The sequence below is a fragment of the Cellulomonas chitinilytica genome (assembly GCF_016862675.1).
Lineage (GTDB): Bacteria > Actinomycetota > Actinomycetes > Actinomycetales > Cellulomonadaceae > Cellulomonas > Cellulomonas chitinilytica.
On sequence record NZ_BONK01000006.1, the window covers coordinates 106098 to 126090 of the forward strand.

Sequence of the window (19993 nt, forward strand, 5' to 3'; positions counted from 1 at the left end):
TGCAGCTCCTTCACGATCACGAGTTGCCGGCACCCCCCGGTGGGACGCCGACCAGGTCATCTCCCGGAGCACCCCGTCGTGACAGGGGTTGCTGACCAGCGAGCCGGGGCTTCGCGCTGGTGCTCGTGACCTCGCCGCGGTTTGTACCAGCGGTCGCGCCGCCGACAAGGGCTTGTGCCGGACGTCTCGCACTGCGGACACCAGGGCCGTCGTGCCAGCATGCCGAGCATGACCGCGATCCCCGGCGACCCCGTCGACGTCCCGGACCCGCACGTCGTCGCGTCGGTGGCGGTGCAGAACCTGCGGGACCTCGGCGGCCGCCCGACGGGCGACGGCGGGTCGGTGGCGCGGGGCGTGGTCTTCCGGTCGGCGGAGCTCGCGTCGGACGGCGTCGAGGACGACCCCGCGCTGGCCGCGCTGGGCATCCGCACGGTCGTCGACCTGCGGACGGAGGCGGAACGGGAGGCCCGCCCGGACCACGTCCCCGCGGGTGCGGACCATCGGGTGCTCGACGTCCTCGCGGACCTGCCGACGGCCGCGGCGACGCAGGCGGCGGCCCTGGTGTCGGCCCCGGCGGGTCTGGCGGGGGCGCTCGCGGGGACGGACGTCGCCGAGCAGATGCGCGCCACGTACCGCCGGCTCGTCGTCGGCGACGCGGCCCGGGCGGCGTACGCGGCGCTCGTGCGCACGGTGCTCGACGCGGACCGCACCCCGGTGCTGGTCCACTGCACGGCCGGCAAGGACCGCACGGGCTGGGCGGCGACGATCCTGCTGCTCGCGGCGGGCGTGGACGAGGACGGGGCCACCGAGGAGTTCCTGGCCGTGAACCCGGCGGTGCGGGCGGTGTTCGCGCCGATGCTCGCGCACCTCGACGCCCTGGGGGAGGACTCGTCGGTGCTCGTCCCGTTCCTCGAGGTGCGACCGGACTACCTGCGGGCGGCGCTCGACGAGATGCGGGCGACGTACGGCGACTTCCCGGGCTACCTGCGGGACGGCCTCGGCCTGAGCCCGGTGGAGGTCGAAGGGCTGCACCGCACCATGCGTGGGTGATTGAGCCGTTCGGGTGGTCCGAATTGTCCGGCGTTGCCGTCCGGTTCGTCCGGTTCCACGATGGTCCGGACGCGCCCGTCGTGGCGTGACTCGCATGTGCGCCCGCCCATGCGCGCCGGACCACGAAAGGCGCACCTCGTGCACGAAGAGCTCGTCTCCCCGATCCGCCGTGGTGCCCACGACATCGCCGTCGACCGCGAACGCATGCGCCGCCGTCGGGTGTACCGGCTGGCGGTCGTGGTGCTCCTGGCGGAGGCGTACGTGATCGCCGCCGCGCTCATGGGTCGCCGCATCGTGCCGCCGATGCCGTCCATCGACCCGCTCGTGCTGGTCCCGGTGCTGTTCTTCGCGGGGCTGCTGGCGATCATGCTGCTCACGCAGGTGGGCTCGGCGCGCTCGCCGCACGTGACGTTCCGGCCCGAGCAGGTCGACGTGCGGCTCGACGACGTCATCGGCATCGACCCGGTCCTCGAGGACGTGCGCCGCTCGATCGACCTGTTCCAGACGCACCGCCGGTTCGCGGACCAGATGGGCGGGACGCCGCGCCGCGGGCTGCTGTTCGAGGGCGCGCCGGGCACCGGCAAGACGATGACGGCGAAGGCGATGGCGGCCGAGGCGGGCGTGCCGTTCCTGTTCGTGTCGGCGACGTCGTTCCAGTCGATGTACTACGGCGCCACCGCGAAGAAGATCCGCGCATACTTCAAGGCGCTCCGCAAGGCGGCCCGGGCGGAGGGCGGCGCGATCGGCTTCATCGAGGAGATCGACGCGATCGGCCTGCGGCGCGGCGGGATGCTCGCGGCGAGCGCCGACGGGCAGCGCGGGTCCGTGACGAACCTGATGACGAGCGAGGGCACCGGCGGCGTCGTCAACGAGCTCCTCGTGCAGATGCAGTCCTTCGACGAGCCGACGGGCGCCGCGAAGCTGGGCGACCGGCTCGTCGCCCGCCTCAACCTGCTGCTGCCCGCGCACCGGCAGGTCCCGCGCCGCCGCCCGGCGAAGGCCCCGATCCTGCTCATCGCGGCGACGAACCGCGCCGACTCGCTCGACCCGGCGCTGCTGCGTCCGGGCCGGTTCGACCGCCACCTGACGTTCGTCGCGCCGGACGCGCACGGCCGCCGCGCGCTCGTCGACCACTTCCTGACGCGCCGGTCGCACGACGTGGAGCTCGACGACCCGGTGGTGCGCGACCGGGTCGCGGCCGCGACGAACGGCTGGACGCCCGTGATGATCGAGCACCTGCTCGACGAGGCCCTGGTGAACGCGCTGCGCCGCGGGTCGCTGACGATGTCGTTCGCGGACGTCGAGACGGCCCGGATCACGGAGATGGTCGGCATCGGCCAGCCCGTCCGGTACACCGAGGCGGAGCGCCGGCTGATCGCGACGCACGAGGCCGGGCACGCGGTGACGGCGTGGCTGGTCGCCCCGAACCGGCACCTGGAGGTCCTGACGATCGTCCGCCGCGGTGAGGCGCTGGGCCTGCTCGCGCACGGCGACTGCGAGGAGGTCTGGACGCACTCGGAGGGTGACCTGCGGGGGCTCGTGCAGATCGCGATGGGCGGCTGGGTCGCCGAGGAGCTGTTCTTCGGCCAGACGACGACGGGCCCGGCGAGCGACCTGGCGGCCGCGACCCGCACGGCGGCGCAGATGGTCGGCGCCGCGGGCATGACGGGGTCGCTCGTGTCGTTCCTCGCGACGGACCGGCCGCTGGTCTCCGCCGTGCTCGCCGACGGCAAGGCCCGCGAGCAGCTGGAGCAGGTGCTCGACGACGCCCGGTCGAGCGTCCGGCGTCTGCTGTCCCGCAACCGGCACCTCGTCGAGGCCCTGCGGGACGCGCTCCTGGAGCGTCACGAGCTGCTCGGCGACGAGATCACGGACGTGCTGCTCGCGGCGCACCTCACGGGCGGTGACCTGCCCCCGGTGCCGCAGCTCGAGGAGTCGTCCACGTCGGACCGCGTGAGGATCGCGGCGGCGTCCGTCGGGGCGCTGCGGGGCTCGGTCGTGAACTAGCCTGCGGGCGTGCCCGAGGGTCATACCGTCCACCGCATCGCCCACCGGTTCACGCGCGACCTCGTCGGCCGGGAGGTGGCGGTGTCGTCGCCGCAGGGCCGGTTCGCGGCCGGTGCGCGGCGGCTCGACGGGCAGCGGCTCGTGCGCGCGTCGGCGGTCGGCAAGCAGCTGTTCTGCACGTTCGACTCCGGTGACGTGCTGCGCGTGCACCTCGGGCTGTACGGGGCGTGGGACTTCTACGGGACCGTCTCCGGCATCGGCGACGGCGACACGTCGGGCAGCATGGGCGCCCCGCGGCTGCGCCGTGCGGTCCGGATGGGGGAGGACGAGCGCGAGCAGCCGTCCGCGGAGGGCGGTCTGCTCGCGCACTTCCCGCCGGACCCGGTGGGCCAGGTGCGGGTCCGGCTGGCGACCGACGACACGGTCGCCGACCTGCGTGGCCCGTCGGCGTGCGAGGTCCTGGACCCCGACGCGGCCCGCGCCGCCGTCGACCGCCTGGGCCCGGACCCGGCGACGGCGAGCGACGTCGCGGCCGCCGGCGAGGTCGTCGTGGACCGGCTCACGGGGAGGTCGGTGGCGGTCGGGCAGCTCCTCATGGACCAGTCCGTGGTGGCCGGGATCGGCAACATCTACCGCGCCGAGCTGCTGTTCCGCGCCCGCCTCGACCCGCACACGCCAGGGCGTCAGGTCCCTCGGGAGCTCGCGCGGGCCCTGTGGGAGGACTGGGCGGTGCTCCTCGCCGACGGCATCCGCACGGGCGTGATGCTCACCCGGGAGGACCTGGACGACGAGGGCCGTGTCGCCGCGGTGATCGACCCGACGCTGCGGCACTGGGTGTACGGGCGTGGCGGCGAGCCGTGCCGGGTGTGCGGGACGCCGGTGGTCGTCGAGGAGATGGCCGCCCGCAAGCTCTACCTCTGCCCGTCCTGCCAGCGCTGAGCGCTACGACGCGGTGTCGAGCCCCAGCAGGTGCCGCCACGCCCGGTGGTGCTCGACGGTGACGCCCTCGTACCCCGGCAGGCCCCCGAACGCGGCCGCGACCTCGGCGGTCTCCTGCTCCATCACCTCGGGGCCCTCGTCGTAGAACGTGAACTGCGGCCCCCCGGCGACCTCCGGGGTGTCGGTCTCGACGCCCACGGTGAACGGGTGCCCGGCCGTCGACGCCGCGACGACGGCCGGCCCGGCGAGCGCGATGATCCCGTCCGGCCCGTGCGCGTGGTCGGCGAACGCCACGACGGCGACCCGGTCGCACCGGTCGAGCACGTCGTCGAGCAGGGTCCGCCCCGGGGTCTGGCCGGGTTCGTGCGCCAGCCACCACGGGGTGTCGACGCCGAGCGGGACGCCCGGTGGCAGGGCGGCGCGCACCTTGCGGATCAGCGTCAGCCACCGGCGCACCACCTGCGCCCGGTACGTCGTCCAGGACGGCGTGGTCCACGGCTCGACGTCGAGCTGCACGAGGGTGGCGGTGGGCGCGGCACGCAGGGCCGTCGTCGCCCACTGCACCGCGAGCGCCGGGTTCGTCAGCCAGCCGGGGTCCCCGCCGAGCGCACCGACCCGCGCCCCGGTGCCGGCGACCGCGGCGCACGCGTCGGTGAACCACGTGCCGACCGGGCCTTCGTCGGCCGCCCACGGCGCACCGAGGAGCACCAGCCCGAGCTCCCGGTCGACGCAGAACCCGGCGAGCGGGCCGGGTGCGGCGGGCGCGTACCCGCGCCCGCGCGCGTCCACCGAGGCGGGCACGGGGTTGTCCCACGCCCACATCGACGTCAGCGCGCTGGTCACGGCGACGCCGGGGAGGAGAACACGCGCTCGCCGACGGGCACGGGTGCGGCGAGCGTGTTGGCGCGGGTCGCGAGCGGGCAGCTCCACGACGGGTCGTACGCGCAGGACGGGTTGAACGCGAAGTTGAGGTCCACGACGAGCAGCCCGTGGGCGACCCCGAGGTCGGCGCCCTTGATGGTGTCGAGCACGTACCGCCCGCCGCCGAACGTGCCACCCTCGTGCCCGGCGAGGGCGTCCCGCACCGGCAGGAACAGCCCGCCCGCGTACCCGTGCATCGCCCACACGGCGAGCGCGCCGAGGTCACCGAGCTCGACGGTGCCGATGCGCTCGTACGAGATCAGCCCGTCCGTCTCCGTGCTGATCTCGAGGCGCTGCGGCTCGGACGGCCGGACCTGGACCTCGAACCGGTAGGCGGGGTCGTAGGGGGCGACGTCGAGCCCGGCGAAGAACGCGCGCGTCGCGGCGTCGAGCGGTGAGGCGGGGTGCTCGGCGAACAGCTCGTCGCGGCGCTGCACCCACACGGCGTGCGCCTGCGCGGGGTCGGCGGCCGCGAGGTGCCGCACGTCCGCGTACGCCTCCGCGACCCGGCGTCGCCAGTCGGCGACCGCGAGCGCGTCGGAGGCCGGCCCGGGGAGGGTGCGGGGTCGGTGCGGCACGTCCCCACCGTGCCATGCCGTCCGTCATCCCGTCTCGTCGGGGGACCCGGCGCGTCAGTCAGCGCGGCGCGTGCCGTTGCAGCGCCCGCACCTCCCGCACGGCGATCGCGGCGGCGACGAGCGCGACGACGAGCGCCCACCGCCGCCCGCGCAGCGCGGCGGCCACGCACACGAGCACGACGACCACGCACAGCAGCACCGTGAGCAGGCTCGCCCACCGGATGCGGGGTCGTGAGATCGGCACGCTGCATCGTCGCCCCGCGGACGGGGAACGGGCCACCCGACCTGCCGTGCCAGGGTGTGCCGCATGGATCTGCGCATCTTCACCGAGCCCCAGCAGGGCGCCACCTACGACGAGCTGCTCACCGTGGCGAAGGCCACCGAGGACCTCGGCTTCGACGCCTTCTTCCGGTCCGACCACTACCTCGCGATGGGCACGGACGGCCTGCCGGGCCCCACGGACGCCTGGACGACGCTCGCCGGGCTGGCGCGCGAGACGAGCCGGATCCGGCTGGGCACCCTCGTGTCGTCGGCGACGTTCCGGCACCCCGGCGTCCTCGCGGTGCAGGTCGCGCAGGTCGACCAGATGTCGGGCGGCCGGGTGGAGCTCGGGCTGGGCACCGGCTGGTTCGCGCGCGAGCACGAGGCGTACGGCATCCCGTTCCCGGAGAAGCGGTTCGGGATCCTCGAGGAGCAGCTCGAGGTCGTCACGGGCCTGTGGGGGACGCCCGTCGGCTCGACGTTCGGCCATGCGGGCGAGCACTACACGCTGGTCGACTCCCCTGCGCTGCCCAAGCCCGTGCAGGCCTCGCCGCTCGACCCGACGAAGGCGGGCGTGCCGGTGATCGTCGGCGGCTCGGGCCCCCGCCGGACGCCGGCGCTCGCGGCCCGCTACGCCGCCGAGTTCAACCTGGCCTTCCCGGCGTTCGACGAGATCGACGGCAGGCTCGCCAACGTCCGTCGGGCGTGCGAGGAGGCGGGACGGGCGCCTGAGACGCTCACGCTGTCGGCCGCGCTCGTGCTGTGCGTGGGCCGCGACGACGCCGAGGTGGACCGTCGCGCGCGGGCCGTCGGCCGCGACCCGCAGGAGATCCGCGGGCAGGGGATCGCCGGGTCGGTGGCCGAGGCGGTCGACCGGCTCGGCGAGCTCGCCGCGCACGGCATCACCCGCGTCTACCTGCAGGTTCTCGACCTCGGTGACCTGGACCAGCTCGAGCTCGTGGGCGGTCAGGTGGCCCCCCAGATCGGGTAAAACGTCCACAGAACGAGATGGACGCGCGATGAACTCGAGACGTCGCGCGACCGCCCCGGACATCGCCGCAGGTGGGAGTGACCTGCGGCGATGTCCGTTTCACCCGGGACCTCCGTCCCCCCTGTGACCCGGCGCACTACGTCGTTTCCTCGACAGCCCCGCTCGACGGGTCTGTAAGTTCGTAGGTATCCACAAGGGGCGGCGACGCCTGCCGAGGACACCGGATCCACCAGGGATCCACCGTCCTCGCGAGCCGCCGCCCTTCGTGCGCCCGGCGCCAGCGTCGCCGTCGCATCGGTCAGGTGGGCCCACCCGGGTCCGCCCGGCCGTCCGACAGGACGACCGAAGGGGGCTGGACGTGACAACCACGTTCGACAGGCTCGTGATGGAGCCGCGAAGAACCGAGCAAGTCAAGATCAAGTCGACCGGGACGAACGAGAACGAGTCGTCCCAGAGCCCGTCGCTCATGCTGCTGGTCCTGCTGGCCGCAGCGGGCATCATCATCTACGCGGCGTTCCTGCTGAACCCCGCGAACCGGGGTGACTGGCTCCCCTACGTGCTGGTCATCGTCGCCGAGTCGGTGCTGGTCGCCCACGGCCTGCTGGCCATGTGGACCGTCCTGTCCAGCGGGTTCAACCCGCGCGGGTTCTCGTTCAACCTCGCCCAGGACAGGCTCTACGACATCGCGGAGATCATCCGCGACGGCGCCGAGGACAAGCCGAACGAGTGGCGGATGTACCTCCAGGAGTGGCCGATCTCGATCGACGTCTACATCACGACGTACGGCGAGGCCATCGAGTCCATCCGGAACACCGTGACCGCCGCGGTCGCCATGCAGGGCAAGCACGACACGTACGTCCTGGACGACGGCCGGTCCGACGAGGTCCGTGACCTCGCGGCCGAGCTCGGGGCCCGCTACATCCGCCGGCTGTCGAGCAACGGCGCCAAGGCGGGCAACATCAACCACGCGATGTCGATCACGAAGGGTGACTTCTTCGTCATCTTCGACGCCGACTTCGTGCCGAAGCCGAACTTCCTGCACGAGACCGTGCCGTTCTTCTCCGCGGACGACGTCGCCTTCGTGCAGACGCCGCAGGTGTACGGGAACCTGCACTCGGTGATCTCGAAGGGCGCGGGCTACATGCAGTCCGTGTTCTACAAGTTCATCCAGACGGGCCGTAACCGGTTCAACGCCGCGTTCTCCGTCGGCACGAACGTCATCTACCGCCGCTCGGCCGCCGACTCCGTCGGGGGCATCTACTCCGACTCGAAGTCGGAGGACGTGTGGACGTCGCTCATGCTGCACGAGAAGGGCTGGCGGACGATCTACATCCCGACCGAGCTCGCGGTGGGTGACACCCCCGAGACCGTCGAGGCGTACACCAAGCAGCAGCTGCGCTGGGCGACCGGTGGGTTCGAGATCATGCTCACCCACAACCCGCTGAGCCGGAAGCGCAAGCTCACCATGGACCAGCGGCTGCAGTACCTGGTGACGTCGACCTTCTACCTCACCGGCATCGCACCCCTGCTGCTGATCCTGGTGCCGCCGCTGCAGATCTACTTCAACCTCACGCCGATGAACCTCACGATCACCCCGCTCCAGTGGCTCCTGTACTACGCAGGGTTCTACGTGATGCAGGTCCTCGTGGCGTTCTACACCCTCGGCTCGTTCCGCTGGCAGGTGCTCCTGCTCGCCGCGGTGTCGTTCCCGATCTACACGCGGGCCTTGGTCAACGCGATCACCAAGAAGGACCAGAAGTGGCACGTGACGGGGCAGAAGGGCGCCTACCGCTCACCGTTCGCGTTCATGATGCCGCAGGTCCTGTTCTTCCAGTTCCTCCTGATCACCACCGTGGTCGGGTTGTGGAAGGACCTCGGGAACGGCTACTTCAGCCTCGCCGTGGCGTGGAACGCCACCAACACCCTGATCCTGGGCAGCTTCGTCGTCACCGCCTGGAAGGAAGGGCGCCTCGCCCGCAAGGCCGCCAAGGCCGAGCGTGAGGCCGACCTCACCCAGCACGACGTCCCTGCCGCACTCGAGACCGCACCCACCGGAGGTGTCGCATGACCTGGGCCAGCCGAATCAGACTGATCGTGGGCACGATCCTCGTGCTCGTCCTCGCCGCACTGGCGACCTACAAGCTGAACGAGACCAAGGGGATCGCCGCGAGCGACTCCGCGCAGATCCTCGCCAAGCACTACACCGTCGGCACCCCGTACGCGGGCCTCGTCGTCGACCAGAAGGTCGACGTCGGGGACACGGTGACCGCAGGCCAGCCGCTGTTCGTCATCGAGTCGGCCGCGCTGCAGTACGACCTGAAGAACGGGTTCGCGAAGTCGGCGACCGAGGCCACGCAGATCGACGACCAGGGCCGCCTCGTGGTCCTGGCGACCGGTGACGGCACCGTCACCAAGGTCTCGTCCGAGCGGGGCACGTTCGTGCAGTCCGCCACGGACCTCGCCACCGTGCAGAAGGCCGACACCCTGTACGTCCAGGCCGAGTACACGCTCACGGCCAAGGAGTACGCCCGGGTGAAGGACGACGCCGCCGTGACGGTCGTGCTCCCCAACCAGCGGACCGTCACCGCCCACGTCGACAAGGTCAAGGTGAAGACGGTCGCCGGCGAGGCGCAGGCGGTCATGACCCTGACCGGGGAGTCGCTCAAGGACGGTGCCCAGAACGGGCTCGTCGCCGCCGGCACCCCCGTGACTGCCGAGCTGAAGCTCGAGAACGACGGCGTCGTGACGCGAGCGTCGGAGGACGTCAAGAACTACCTGGGAGGCATCTTCGGATGACGGTACGCATGAGTGAACCCACGACCGAGGTCCGACCCCCGCCCACGAACCGTCGCCGGTGGTTCATCGCCGGCACGGCTGCGGCGCTCGCCGTAGTCCTGGGCTCGGTGGTCGCGCTCTGGGCCCCCTGGTCCGGCGACGAGACCGCGTCCGACGGCACCGGCTCGGCGCCCGAGGGACCCGTCAGCGGTCCCGCGGACGCCACGCCGCCGAAGGTCGACAGCGCGGCGCTCGTCGCGGCGGTGCCCGACCAGCAGGTCGCCAAGATCGACCCGGTGCGGCTCGCCGACGGCGTGGTCCCGCCCACCAACCGCTGGTACAGCGGTCTGGTGTTCGGGGACCAGCCGCAGCCGGTGTTCGCCGAGCCGCTGTCGTTCGGCCTGACGGACTCGGGCTTCACGCTCGGGCTCCCGACGCCGACGGTCAGCGAGAAGACGATCATCGCGCCGCACGTGGCGACCGTGACCGTGGACGCCGGGGCCGCCTCGGCCCAGGTCAGCGCCGCGGACCCGGTGAGCGTGACGATCGACCTGCTCGACGCGTCGGGTGCCGTGCTCGGCCACGTGGTGCTCGCGGAGGGCTCGCCCTTCGTCAGCTTCACGGCCGAGAAGGACGTGACGCTCAGCTCGACGGTCGCCGGCGGCTCGTTCGCAGCCGGCGCCGACGGTGCGGCCACGGCCGACGCGGGCACCTCGCAGTGGGGCCTCGTCGGCGGGACGTCCGACGGCGGGTCCACCACGCTCGGCAAGGGCGAGTCGGCCAGCTGGTACGCGCTGCCCCCGAAGGCGTCCGCCGCGGCGAAGAAGGCCCTCGCCACGGCGGCGGCCGACCCGGTCACCGGTGTCGACACCACCTACGGGGTGGGCGACGACGTCGCCCGCACCACGCTCACGTACAAGACGGCCGGCGGCTCGCCGACGGCGTACGTGACCATGCCGCACCAGCGCACCGGCGACCAGCCGGCGCGGGACTGCGGCCTGGGGGCGTACCCGAGCGTGTACGGCGACCTGGAGCTCTGCACGGGCTCGCAGCTCACGTCGTACGCACCGGCTCTGCCGGCGGACGGCGAGCTCGACCTCGAGGGCATCTCGGCCGACCAGAAGTCGGCGATCGTGGACGCCCTGAAGGCCGACGTCGCGGCGACCCCCGACTACCCGTCCGACACCTACTTCGGCGGCAAGTGGCTCAACCGCGCGGCGTCGCTCGTGGTGCTCGGCGACCAGCTGGGCGTGCCGGACGTGGTCGCGGACCTCAAGACGAAGTCGGTCGGCGTGCTCAAGGAGTGGGCCGAGTCGGACGGGTGCACCCAGCGCGACGCCCGCTGCTTCGTCTACGACAAGTCCGCCCGCTCGGTCATCGGCCTCACGCCGTCCTTCGGGTCGGACGAGCTCAACGACCACCACTTCCACTACGGCTACATCCTGGCCGCCGCCGGCTTGCTCACGCAGGACGACCCGGCGCTCGCCAAGGAGATCGCCCCCGTGATGAACCTGATCGGTCAGGACATCGCCGCCGCGAAGCCGTCGTCCGAGCTGCCGCAGCTGCGGTCGTTCGACCCGTACACCGGTCACTCGTGGGCGTCGGGCACCTCGCCGTTCGCCGACGGGAACAACCAGGAGTCGTCGTCCGAGGCGGTCAACGCCTGGAACGGCCTGGGCCTGTGGGCGAAGGCGTCGGGGCAGAAGGACCTCGGGACCGAGGCCACCTGGCTCGCGTCGACGGAGGCCTCGACCGCCCGGACGTACTGGACGGCCCCTGACATGAGCTCCTTCGAGGGGTTCGACCACACCATGGTGTCGCTCAACTGGGGCGGCAAGCGGGACTACGCCACGTGGTTCAGCCCCGACCCGAACGCCATCCTCGCGATCCAGCTCATCCCGATGGGTCCGGTGCAGACGTACCTGGCCGCCGGGGTGGACCCGGAGAAGATCCGGGCCTCGGTCAAGGAGGCCACGCCGCAGGGCTACGGCGTGCAGTTCGGCGACTACCTGCTCATGTACTCGGCTCTCGCCGGCGCGGACGACGCGGCGGCGGCCTGGACGGAGGCGACGAGTCTTCCGGACACGTCGATCGACGACGGGAGCTCGCGTTCCGCGATGCTCGCGTTCATCGCCTCGGCCCAGGCGCACCCGACCGCCGGTCGCTGACCAGCAGCACCGACCGGTCGCACGAAGCGACGCCCGCTCCCACCGCCCCCGGGAGCGGGCGTCGTCGTGCCCGGCGCGCCCCCGCGGGAGGTCGGCGACCTACCAGCCGCTCGGCGTGTCCGGCTCGGAGTCCACCCAGGTCGTCCTGTCGTACCCGAGGTCGCTGAGCACGTTGCCGGCGAGGGTGGCGACCGCGTCCTCCGGTTCGCCCAGTGCCCGAGCGCCGGCTTCCCTGAGCTGGCAGGCCATGATGCAGACGTCGATGTCGAGCCCGGAGGCGGCGACGATCGCCGCTCCCGCGTCGACCCCGTACCCCCGTCGTGCCAGGAACTGCGGCATCCGGGCAGCGGCCGCGACCGCCGCCGTCTGCCTCGCGGTGTAGCGGCCTCCGGCCCGCGTGCCGGCACGGACGAGCGCGTGCGCGAGCTCCTCGATCCGTTCTCGCTCGTCGTCGTCCTCGTTGCGGGCGGCCGCCAGGTGCAGGATGTCGCCGATCCGCAGCTGGACGCCGGGGTCGCCCCCGGGCAGCCGCGGGTGCTGCCCACGGCGCACGGCGGTGACGACGTCGCGTGCGACTGCGCCCGGGCGTCGAAGCCCGGGGGGCAGCGGCCCCGCCCAGGCCTCGTCGATCCAGGGCAGGTGGCTGTACGAGGGGTACGAGGGGTTCTTCGGGTGCCGCACGTCGAGGAGCCGGGCGATCCAGCGCTGCCGTGCCTGGTCGACCGGCCCGAACGCGAGGCTGGCCCCCAGGTAGACGGCGCGCACCTGCTCGCGCAGCTCCTTGTCGCCCTTGACGCGGCGGACGCTCTGGCGTGCCCACGACCCGGTCAGCGCATACCCGAGGGCGACCCGCGGGTCGCCGCCCGTCAACCAGGTCTTGTCGATCGCCGCCTCGATCTTGTCGGCCAAGGAGCCCTCCAGCTCCCAGTAGACCGACCGCGGGGTCTCCTCGTACTCGTCGTCGTCCTCGTCCTCGTCGAAGTCGTCGTCCTCGTCGTCGTCCAGGGCTGGACCGACTCGCGACGCGCGCAGACGCTGCTCGAGGTCCGCCAGCAGGCCCTGGCCGGGTGCGGGGCCGCGATAGGCGTGCAGGTCGAGCCAGACACCGTCGGTGAACCACAGCTGCAGGTCCCACGGAGCGAAGATCCGGTCGACCGCGGACGCGAGGCCGGCGGCGACCATCCCGCCGACCCCGAAGCCGAAGAACGTCCGACCGTCGACGCTGACGTTGGCGTCGTCCACCAGCCTCGCCGCGATGTACGCCGGTTCGCTCCCGTCCGGGGAGGCCAGGGCGAGTGCTGCGTCCGGCCGCTCGTGCGGTGCGAGCCGCAGGTACACCGTCTGGCGGAGCATCTCGGGCCCCCACCCGCCGCCGCGGATCTCCATCTGCGTCCAGTCCACGTCCTGAAGATCGGCGCCGGGCCGGGCTCCATGACCACCTGATCGGGCGAAACCCGACAGGACGAGCTACGCGACGGGCGCCTCGACGTCGACGGTCGGCTCCGGCTCCGCGGCCGGGGTGTCCGGCCGGGCGACGTGCTGCCGGAGCAGGGCCCGGACCGTCACCACCGTGAGCACGACGAGGGCCACGTTGCGGGCGGCGAGCACCAGCGTGACGCCGGGGCCGGCGTTCAGGACCTCGTCGTACCCCCACGGGAACACGACCTGCGTCGCGGCGGCGACCCCGAGGGTCCACCACGCGGTGGTCCGCCAGCCGGGCAGCCGCAGCGCGAGCGCGACGGCGACGGGCGGGGCCAGCCACCCCATGTACTGCGGCGACCCGACCTTGTTGAGCACGAGCATCGTGAGCGTCAGCAGCATCGCGCCGCGCACCACGAGCTCGCGCTGCGCGACGGGATCGGTCCAGAACCCCTCACCGGCACGGCGCCGGCACCACCACAGCAGCCCGCCCGCCGCGACCAGCCCGAGCGGGAACAGCGTGCCGAGCACGTCGGCCGCCACGACCGTGCCGGGTCCGCGGATCTCCCACGTGACGATCGGCTCGTTCAGCCAGCGCACCACGTCGTCGGACCACAGGCCGGCGACGAGCCACGGCGTGGCACCGGGCGACTCGACCTGGAGCCCACGCTCGCCCTGCTCGAGCAGGAACGACGCGACGTGCGACGTGCCGCCGCCGACGGCGACCGCCGCGAGGATCCCGATCGAGACGAGGGCGGCGGGGACGACGACGTCCCGCCAGGGCCGACGGACCGCGACGACGACGGCGAGGAGCAGCGCCCCCGGGGCGACCTTGACCCAGGCGGCCGCCGTGAGCAGGGCCGAGGAGACCTTGGGGTGCCGCAGCGTGACGGCGAGCGCGACGACCACGACGGGTGCGACGACGGCGTCGAGCCTGCCCATGGCGATCGGCCCGAGCAGCAGCAGGAACCCGATCCACCACCAGGCACCCGCGGTGGTCCGCGGCTCGTGCAGGTGGTGCCCGCGGGGGTGGTCCTGCGCGCCCACGGGCCGGGCGATGCGCGGCGCGTGCAGCAGCACGCCGAGGGCGGCGGCGTCGAGCGCGGTCACCATGAGCGACCACGCCCACATGTACCCGGAACCGGCGGTGACGCCGCCGACCCCCGCCACGAGCATCGGGACGACCGCGCCTGCGGGGTACACCCACGAGCCGGACAGCACGGGCCACTGCCCGTCGTGGATCCCCAGGTACATCCAGTAGCGGTACAGCCCGAGGTCCCAGAAGGCGCGCTCCGGGATCAGCACGACGCCGACGTACATGAGCCAGCCGTGCACGAGGAGGAAGGCCACCCACACGGCGGTGAGCGAGCGCGACAGTCGGCGGAACAGGGTGCGCCTCCGGCGGGAAGGGGCCGCCGAGCCGACCCGGCGGGCAGCGGGGACGCCAGGGTAGCCCGCGCGCCTGTGACCAGGAGGCCCCCGTCCGCGCGTCCCACCCCGCGAGCTCACGACCCGTCGGGCCGGCCGGGACGCGTCAGGTGATGCCGCCCCCGGAGACCGGGGGGTAGGACGTGGGGCGCAGGCTGTCGTGGTCGTCCTCGTCGCCGAGCTCGGGGGCGTACTCACCCTCCGGGGGTGGCGGCGGGGCCGTCGGGGCGGTCGCGATGACGGGGTCGGGGGCCCCGCCCGGGACCACCTCGCGTGGGGGCGGTCGCAGCTGGTCGTCGGTCACGATCGGTCCTCCTCGTGCTCGGGCCGCGGCTCCGCCGGAGGTTCGACGTGTGCCGTCAGGGACACCGTGGCACGTCGGCCCCGCGCGCGCCCGACGAGGGCGCCGAAGGTCCCGTCGGCGCCTGTCACCAGGCCCTAGCCTTCGGTTCAGCGGCCACGAGCCGCCGGCCCCTGGCGCGTGCCCGGGTGCGCTCGGACGGCGTGGGCCGGCCTGCCGGCCCGGGAGGAGGACGGCATGGACCTGCTCGCGTGGAGGCTGCACGGGAACGGCAAGCACGTCCCGCCGGGCGAGGTCGTCGCGCCCGACGAGCGGCTCACCTGGCCGCGGACGATCGGCATCGGCATGCAGCACGTCGTCGCGATGTTCGGGGCCACGTTCGCCGTCCCGCTCATCACCGGGTTCTCCCCGCAGACGACCCTGTTCTTCTCCGCGGTCGGCACGCTCGGCTTCCTGCTGATCACCCGGAACCGGCTGCCCAGCTACCTCGGGTCGAGCTTCGCGTTCATCGCGCCGATCCTCGCGGCGACCGCGTCGGACGGCCAGGCCGTCGCCGTCGGGGGCATCCTCGTGACCGGTGTGGTGCTCGCCGCGGTCGGCCTGGTGGTGCACCTCGTCGGCACGCACTGGATCGAGGTCGTGATGCCGCCGGTGGTCACCGGCACGATCGTCGCGCTCATCGGGTTCAACCTCGCGCCCGTCGCCTGGCAGTACACGCAGCAGGCGCCCCTGACGGCGATCATCACGCTGACGGCGATCATCCTGTCCACCGTGCTGTTCCGCGGCATCCTCGGACGGCTGGCCATCCTGGTCGGCGTGGTCGTCGGGTACGTCGCCGCGCTGGTCCAGGGACAGGTCGACTTCTCCCAGTTCGACAGCGCTCCGCTCGTCGGGCTGCCCGACTTCGTCACGCCCCGGTTCGACGCGTCCGTGCTCGGGCTGTTCGTGCCCGTCGTCCTCGTGCTCGTCGCGGAGAACGTCGGCCACGTGAAGTCCGTCGCCGCGATGACCGGCCGCAACCTCGACCCGCTCACCGGCCGGGCGCTGCTCGCCGACGGCCTCGCGACGACCCTCGCCGGTCTCGGCGGCGGATCCGGCACCACGACGTACGCGGAGAACATCGGCGTCATGGCCGCGACCCGCGTGTACTCGACGGCCGCGTACTGGGTGGCGGGTGCGTCCGCGCTGCTGCTGTCGATGTCACCGAAGTTCGGCCAGCTCATCCAGACGGTGCCCGCGGGCGTCCTCGGCGGCGCCACGACGATGCTCTACGGCATGATCGGCCTGCTCGGCGCCCGCATCTGGATCCAGGCGAAGGTCGACTTCGGCAACCCGGTGAACCTGGTGCCCGCCGCCGTCGCGCTCGTCGTCGGCATCGCGAACTACACGTGGGTCGTCGGCGACCTCGAGTTCGCCGGCATCGCGCTGGGCACCGCTACCGCGATCGTCGTCTTCCACGTCATGCGGGTCCTCGCCCGGTGGCGGGGCACCGCCGCGGAGCCGGTGTCGCCGACGTCCGTCGAGCCGGTCGAACCCGTCGACGACGGGGCCGCCCGCTGACCGCCCCGGAGGGCTGACGCTCAGCCGGCGGGCGCGGTGGGCGTCGGCTGAGCGACGGGCGTCGCCTCGCTGAGCGGGGTGCAGCCCGGCGGAGGCGTGAACGGCACCGCCGGGTCGAGCAGCACCGTCTCGGCGGGCTTCAGCTCGGCGTAGTCGCTGCCGAGCGCGAGGTCGACGCTCGGGTCGGCCGGGTCCTTGTTGACGAGCAGCAGCGTCGCGCCCTCGATCTGGGCCGCGAGCGTGTACGCCTGCGCCACGCCGCCCGGGCCGAACGAGATCAGCGCGACACCCGAGTACGCCGACCCGTTCTGCGTCGTCCCGACGTGGAACCCGCGCTCGCCGAGCACCTCCGCGGTGGCCGCCGCGAGCCGGACGCGGGTCGTGGCGTTGTACACGTTGACGGTGACCTGGTCGTACGGCACAGGGAGCGCGCCCTCGGGCGGGCACGGACCGACCGCGTTCGCCGCCGTCGGGCTCGCGGGAGCGGTGCTGAACCCGCGGCCGATCACGGGCAGGTCGAGGCTGCCGGTGTACACGGCGGCGGCACCCAGCCCGGCGACCGCGAGGCCGGCGAGCAGGACGCCGAAGATCACGGCCTGGCGTTCGTGCATGTGCCGGCGGCGCAGCGCGCGCCCGCGGTCCTGGTCGCTCACTCGATCACCAGGACGCGCGCGTGCAGGACCGGGCGCTGCTGGAGCGCGGCCCGGACGGCCCGGTGCAGGCCGTCCTCGAGGTACATGACGCCCTTGTACTGCACGACGTGCGCGAAGAGGTCGCCGTAGAACGTCGAGTCCTCGGCCAGCAGCGCCGTGAGGTCGAGAGTGCGCTTGGTCGTCACGAGCTCGTCGAGGCGCACCACCCGGGGAGCGACCTCGGCCCACTGCTTGGGGGTCTCGAGCCCGTGGTCCGGGTAGGGCCTGCCCTCGCCCACCGCCTTGAAGATCACGGGGGGAGTCTAGGGGGACGCCCACCCGCGAGACGGCCCGCTCCAGGGTGAGCCGTCCCGCGGGCGGGTGGGTTCACCCGCCGAGACCCTTCTGGGCCGCGTCGAGCGCGATGTCGTGGGCACGTTCGAGCGACCGTGCTGCGTCCGTCTGCTCCCACGCGGACTGGGACGCCTCGAGGAACAGCGCCAGGCCGAGGTTGTAGTCGGCGAGCCACGGATCGGGCTGCGGGCCGCGCGGCCACGGGCCCCAGCCGCCCGGCGGGCGCGGGGGCGTCGGGCACCAGTCGTCGAGGTCCGGGTCGAACGCGAGGCGCAGCTGCGTCGCGGTGCGGGCGAGCCGGAACAGGTCCTGGCCCGCCTGGAAGCCGACGGCCAGCGGCGGCAACGGTTGCGGGTTGAGCTCCGCGGCGGCGTGCGCGGCGTGCGCGACGTGAGCCTGCAGGCCCACCTGGATGCCTCCGACGGTGCCGTACGGGCCGTGCGGGTTCCCCAGGATGTCGAAGATCTCGGGGTGGATGCGGCCGATCAGGTAGATCGCCGCCTTGGTCAACGCCATCGTCGCCCTCCTCGTCCACGGGCGGCCGTGCGGGTTGCGTGGCCGCGGGTGCGGTGCTGCACCCGACGAGGAGGAGGACGGCCCGAACGGCCCAGATACGGCCGCGCGACGACGTCAGACGCGGTAGGCGGCAGTCACCGGGCAGGCGAACAGGTCGCGGTCGGGGCGCCCGACGCTGTTGAGGTGCCGGACGATGATCGCGTACGACCGCGGCAGCGACACCGACGCGTACGGGATGTTGTGCGCCTGGCAGTACGCCTTCACCAGGGGCTGCGCCCGACGCAGGCTCGGGCGGGGCATCGACGGGAACAGGTGGTGCTCGACCTGGTGGTTGAGCCCGCCCATGAGCACGTCGACCCAGCGGCCGCCACCGATGTTGCGGCTGGTGAGCACCTGGCGGCGCAGGAAGTCGATGCGCGCGTCCTTGGGGATCAGCGGCATGCCCTTGTGGTTCGGGGCGAACGACGCCCCCATGTAAAAGCCGAACAGGGCGAGCTGCACCGCGAGGAACACGACGGCCTTCGTCGGCGACATCACGAGCAGCACGAGGCCGAGGCCGCCGAGCAGGCGGACGGCGAGCATCGAGATCTCGACGCCACGACGCTCCATCGGCTCGCGCGAGGCCACCCGCTTGATGGCCGCGACGTGCAGCGCGAGGCCCTCGAGGAACAGCAGCGGGAAGAAGAACCAGCCCTGCTTGCGCAGGAACCAGCGCGACAGCCTGCTGCGGTGCCGGGCGATGTCGTCGGGCGTGAACGCGATGACCTCGAGGTCGATGTCCGGGTCGGCGCCGACCTGGTTCGGCTTGGCGTGGTGGCGGGTGTGCTTGTGCTGCCACCACCCGTAGCTCAGCCCGACGAACAGGTTGGCCAGCACCAGGCTGGTCCACGTGTTGGCGCGGCCGTTCGTGAAGATCTGCCGGTGCGCGGCGTCGTGCCCGAGGAACGCCACCTGCGTGAGGATGATCGCCGCGCCGACGGCGATCGCGACCTGCCACCAGGAGTCGCCCACGAGGACGATCCCGGCCACGAGGGCGCCCATCGCGAACACCGCGGCGGTGATCCGTGCGGTGTAGTGGCCCGGCCGGCGGCGCATGAGGCCGGCGGCCTGGACCCGTCGGGTGAGCTCGGTGAAGTCGCTGACCGCGCGGTCGCGGGGTCGCGTCGGTGCGTCGACGGAGGCGTCGATCGTCATGTCAGTCCGTCCTGTCGTCCCTGTCAGGGTCCTGGGGGAGTGGACTTCGCGACGTGTCCGGCCTCGTCGTCCGATGAATACGACGAGACCCCGGCCGAGGGGGCCGGGGTCTCGTGCGGATGCTCAGTGGTGAGCGTGGATCACAGAGGCGTGATGTTCGAGGCCTGCGGGCCCTTGGGGCCCTGCGTGACGTCGAACTGGACCTTCTGGTTCTCCTCGAGCGTGCGGTAGCCGCTCGTCGCGATGGCGGAGTAGTGCGCGAAGACGTCGGGGCCGCCGTCCTCGGGGGCGATGAAGCCGAAGCCCTTCTCGGCGTTGAACCACTTCACGGTGCCAACAGGCATGATGCTCTCTTCTCTCAGGATGCGTACTGACAACCCCGTCTGACCGGGACCGGTGATCACGGTGGTCGTCGTCCGTCCGTCGAGGAAGCCTCGAGAACGTCGTGCCGGGTCTCCCGCGGCGGTCATGACAAGCGATGCACAGCGACTACAGGCACCACCGTACGGCACGGATGCCTCAGATGGGAAAGGTCACACCGAATCTCGGTGCCCGAGGTGTGGGCGTGCGGTACCCGTCAAGGGTGGTCGCGCGGGCGTCAAGGATCCGTCAAGGACGCCGGTCGCGGCCCTGAGCCGGGTCTACACCTGAGGAGCGGGCCCCTGCCGGGGCTCGTCCGGAGCGGCCCCTGCGACCGCCCGGCCGTTCGTCGAAGGTGCCTCCCGTGGCCGACCTGGCCTTCCTCGCGCTGACCGTGGTGTTCTTCGCCGCCGTCGCGCTCGTCGCCCAGCGGGCGGACCGGTCATGAGCGCGGCGGACGTCGCCGGGCTCGTCGTGGCCGCCGCGCTGCTCGTCTACCTCGTCGTGCAGCTGCTGCGCTCGGACAAGGTGCGGTGAGC

The 19993-nt window shown here is 72.8% G+C and carries 20 protein-coding genes and 1 riboswitch; of the genes, 9 read left to right on the plus strand and 11 right to left on the minus strand.

Annotated elements, in window-relative coordinates:
• Positions 1–14: 14 nt before the first annotated feature.
• A riboswitch (SAM riboswitch) is annotated at positions 15–131 on the minus strand.
• A 97-nt stretch (positions 132–228) separates the two neighbouring features.
• From Cch01nite_RS10125 to Cch01nite_RS10135, 3 genes are all read left to right on the plus strand, one after another.
• A complete protein-coding gene (locus tag Cch01nite_RS10125; RefSeq protein ID WP_203752590.1) occupies positions 229–1050 on the plus strand; it encodes a tyrosine-protein phosphatase in 822 nt (273 codons plus the stop codon).
• 138 nt (positions 1051–1188) lie between these two features.
• Positions 1189–3057: an AAA family ATPase gene (locus Cch01nite_RS10130; protein WP_203752603.1), complete on the plus strand. Its 1869-nt coding sequence runs from the start codon at positions 1189–1191 to the stop codon at positions 3055–3057.
• A 9-nt stretch (positions 3058–3066) separates the two neighbouring features.
• Complete coding sequence (locus tag Cch01nite_RS10135; RefSeq protein WP_203752606.1) at positions 3067–3996, plus strand: Fpg/Nei family DNA glycosylase; 930 nt, start codon at positions 3067–3069, stop codon at positions 3994–3996.
• Positions 3997–3999: 3 nt separating this feature from the next.
• Here the strand turns inward: Cch01nite_RS10135 and Cch01nite_RS10140 are convergent, their stop codons facing one another.
• Genes Cch01nite_RS10140 through Cch01nite_RS10150 form a run of 3 tightly spaced genes read right to left on the minus strand, consistent with a single transcriptional unit; the run spans position 4000 to position 5739 of the window.
• Entirely contained in the window at positions 4000–4839 is an 840-nt protein-coding gene (locus tag Cch01nite_RS10140) for a hypothetical protein (RefSeq protein WP_239070242.1), read from the minus strand.
• Positions 4836–5495: a DUF1684 domain-containing protein gene (locus Cch01nite_RS10145; protein WP_203752609.1), complete on the minus strand. Its 660-nt coding sequence runs from the start codon at positions 5493–5495 to the stop codon at positions 4836–4838. The genes Cch01nite_RS10140 and Cch01nite_RS10145 overlap by 4 nt, the downstream gene beginning before the upstream one ends.
• A gap of 58 nt (positions 5496–5553) precedes the next feature.
• On the minus strand, positions 5554–5739 hold the full coding sequence (locus Cch01nite_RS10150) for a hypothetical protein (RefSeq protein ID WP_203753365.1): 186 nt from the start codon (positions 5737–5739) through the stop codon (positions 5554–5556).
• Positions 5740–5802: 63 nt separating this feature from the next.
• Here Cch01nite_RS10150 and Cch01nite_RS10155 point away from each other — a divergent pair, with 63 nt between their 5' ends.
• The 4 genes from Cch01nite_RS10155 (at position 5803) to Cch01nite_RS10170 (ending at position 11690) form a co-directional block, all read left to right on the plus strand.
• A complete protein-coding gene (locus Cch01nite_RS10155; RefSeq protein WP_203752612.1) occupies positions 5803–6747 on the plus strand; it encodes an LLM class F420-dependent oxidoreductase in 945 nt (314 codons plus the stop codon).
• 358 nt (positions 6748–7105) lie between these two features.
• A complete protein-coding gene (locus tag Cch01nite_RS10160; RefSeq protein WP_203752615.1) occupies positions 7106–8815 on the plus strand; it encodes a glycosyltransferase family 2 protein in 1710 nt (569 codons plus the stop codon).
• Positions 8812–9543 carry an efflux RND transporter periplasmic adaptor subunit gene (locus Cch01nite_RS10165; RefSeq protein WP_203752618.1) on the plus strand — a complete coding sequence of 244 codons (732 nt, stop codon included), beginning with the start codon at positions 8812–8814 and terminating at the stop codon, positions 9541–9543. The genes Cch01nite_RS10160 and Cch01nite_RS10165 overlap by 4 nt, the downstream gene beginning before the upstream one ends.
• A gap of 8 nt (positions 9544–9551) precedes the next feature.
• Positions 9552–11690, plus strand: a complete 2139-nt coding sequence (locus Cch01nite_RS10170; protein ID WP_203752620.1) for a glycosyl hydrolase — start codon at positions 9552–9554, stop codon at positions 11688–11690.
• A gap of 99 nt (positions 11691–11789) precedes the next feature.
• Here Cch01nite_RS10170 and Cch01nite_RS10175 read toward each other — a convergent pair whose 3' ends face one another.
• The 3 genes from Cch01nite_RS10175 to Cch01nite_RS10185 all read right to left on the minus strand — a co-directional run bounded on the left by Cch01nite_RS10175 (position 11790) and on the right by Cch01nite_RS10185 (position 14841).
• Positions 11790–13091 carry a hypothetical protein gene (locus tag Cch01nite_RS10175; protein WP_203752623.1) on the minus strand — a complete coding sequence of 434 codons (1302 nt, stop codon included), beginning with the start codon at positions 13089–13091 and terminating at the stop codon, positions 11790–11792.
• A 66-nt stretch (positions 13092–13157) separates the two neighbouring features.
• Positions 13158–14459: a hypothetical protein gene (locus tag Cch01nite_RS10180; protein WP_239070244.1), complete on the minus strand. Its 1302-nt coding sequence runs from the start codon at positions 14457–14459 to the stop codon at positions 13158–13160.
• A 184-nt stretch (positions 14460–14643) separates the two neighbouring features.
• Complete coding sequence (locus Cch01nite_RS10185; protein WP_203752626.1) at positions 14644–14841, minus strand: hypothetical protein; 198 nt, start codon at positions 14839–14841, stop codon at positions 14644–14646.
• A gap of 234 nt (positions 14842–15075) precedes the next feature.
• On the opposite strand from Cch01nite_RS10185, the gene Cch01nite_RS10190 reads away from it, so the two are divergent.
• Positions 15076–16398: a uracil-xanthine permease family protein gene (locus Cch01nite_RS10190; RefSeq protein ID WP_203752629.1), complete on the plus strand. Its 1323-nt coding sequence runs from the start codon at positions 15076–15078 to the stop codon at positions 16396–16398.
• A gap of 20 nt (positions 16399–16418) precedes the next feature.
• On the opposite strand, the gene Cch01nite_RS10195 is transcribed toward Cch01nite_RS10190, so the two are convergent.
• The 5 genes from Cch01nite_RS10195 to Cch01nite_RS10215 form a co-directional block, all read right to left on the minus strand.
• On the minus strand, positions 16419–17051 hold the full coding sequence (locus Cch01nite_RS10195) for a LytR C-terminal domain-containing protein (protein WP_203752632.1): 633 nt from the start codon (positions 17049–17051) through the stop codon (positions 16419–16421).
• Entirely contained in the window at positions 17048–17344 is a 297-nt protein-coding gene (locus tag Cch01nite_RS10200) for a type II toxin-antitoxin system VapB family antitoxin (RefSeq protein WP_203752635.1), read from the minus strand. The genes Cch01nite_RS10195 and Cch01nite_RS10200 overlap by 4 nt, the downstream gene beginning before the upstream one ends.
• Positions 17345–17417: 73 nt before the next feature.
• Positions 17418–17900 carry a hypothetical protein gene (locus tag Cch01nite_RS10205; protein ID WP_203752638.1) on the minus strand — a complete coding sequence of 161 codons (483 nt, stop codon included), beginning with the start codon at positions 17898–17900 and terminating at the stop codon, positions 17418–17420.
• 114 nt (positions 17901–18014) lie between these two features.
• Positions 18015–19094 (minus strand): fatty acid desaturase family protein, encoded by a 1080-nt coding sequence (locus Cch01nite_RS10210; protein WP_203752641.1) that lies wholly within the window; start codon positions 19092–19094, stop codon positions 18015–18017.
• A gap of 140 nt (positions 19095–19234) precedes the next feature.
• Positions 19235–19438: a cold-shock protein gene (locus Cch01nite_RS10215; protein ID WP_203752644.1), complete on the minus strand. Its 204-nt coding sequence runs from the start codon at positions 19436–19438 to the stop codon at positions 19235–19237.
• A gap of 460 nt (positions 19439–19898) precedes the next feature.
• Here Cch01nite_RS10215 and Cch01nite_RS10220 point away from each other — a divergent pair, with 460 nt between their 5' ends.
• On the plus strand, positions 19899–19991 hold the full coding sequence (locus tag Cch01nite_RS10220; protein ID WP_203752648.1) for a potassium-transporting ATPase subunit F: 93 nt from the start codon (positions 19899–19901) through the stop codon (positions 19989–19991).
• The last annotated feature ends 2 nt before the right edge of the window (positions 19992–19993 follow it).

Excerpts from the sequence above, each read along its gene's own strand:
- Cch01nite_RS10125 (WP_203752590.1), top strand. The coding sequence starts at position 229 with ATGACCGCGATCCCCGGCGACCCCGTCGACGTCCCGGACCCGCACGTC.
- Cch01nite_RS10155 (WP_203752612.1), top strand. The coding sequence starts at position 5,803 with ATGGATCTGCGCATCTTCACCGAGCCCCAGCAGGGCGCCACCTACGAC.
- Cch01nite_RS10165 (WP_203752618.1), top strand. The coding sequence starts at position 8,812 with ATGACCTGGGCCAGCCGAATCAGACTGATCGTGGGCACGATCCTCGTG.
- Cch01nite_RS10170 (WP_203752620.1), top strand. The coding sequence starts at position 9,552 with ATGAGTGAACCCACGACCGAGGTCCGACCCCCGCCCACGAACCGTCGC.
- Cch01nite_RS10190 (WP_203752629.1), top strand. The coding sequence starts at position 15,076 with ATGGACCTGCTCGCGTGGAGGCTGCACGGGAACGGCAAGCACGTCCCG.
- Cch01nite_RS10205 (WP_203752638.1), bottom strand. The coding sequence starts at position 17,900 with ATGGCGTTGACCAAGGCGGCGATCTACCTGATCGGCCGCATCCACCCC.
- Cch01nite_RS10210 (WP_203752641.1), bottom strand. The coding sequence starts at position 19,094 with ATGACGATCGACGCCTCCGTCGACGCACCGACGCGACCCCGCGACCGC.
- Cch01nite_RS10215 (WP_203752644.1), bottom strand. The coding sequence starts at position 19,438 with ATGCCTGTTGGCACCGTGAAGTGGTTCAACGCCGAGAAGGGCTTCGGC.
- Cch01nite_RS10220 (WP_203752648.1), top strand. The coding sequence starts at position 19,899 with ATGAGCGCGGCGGACGTCGCCGGGCTCGTCGTGGCCGCCGCGCTGCTC.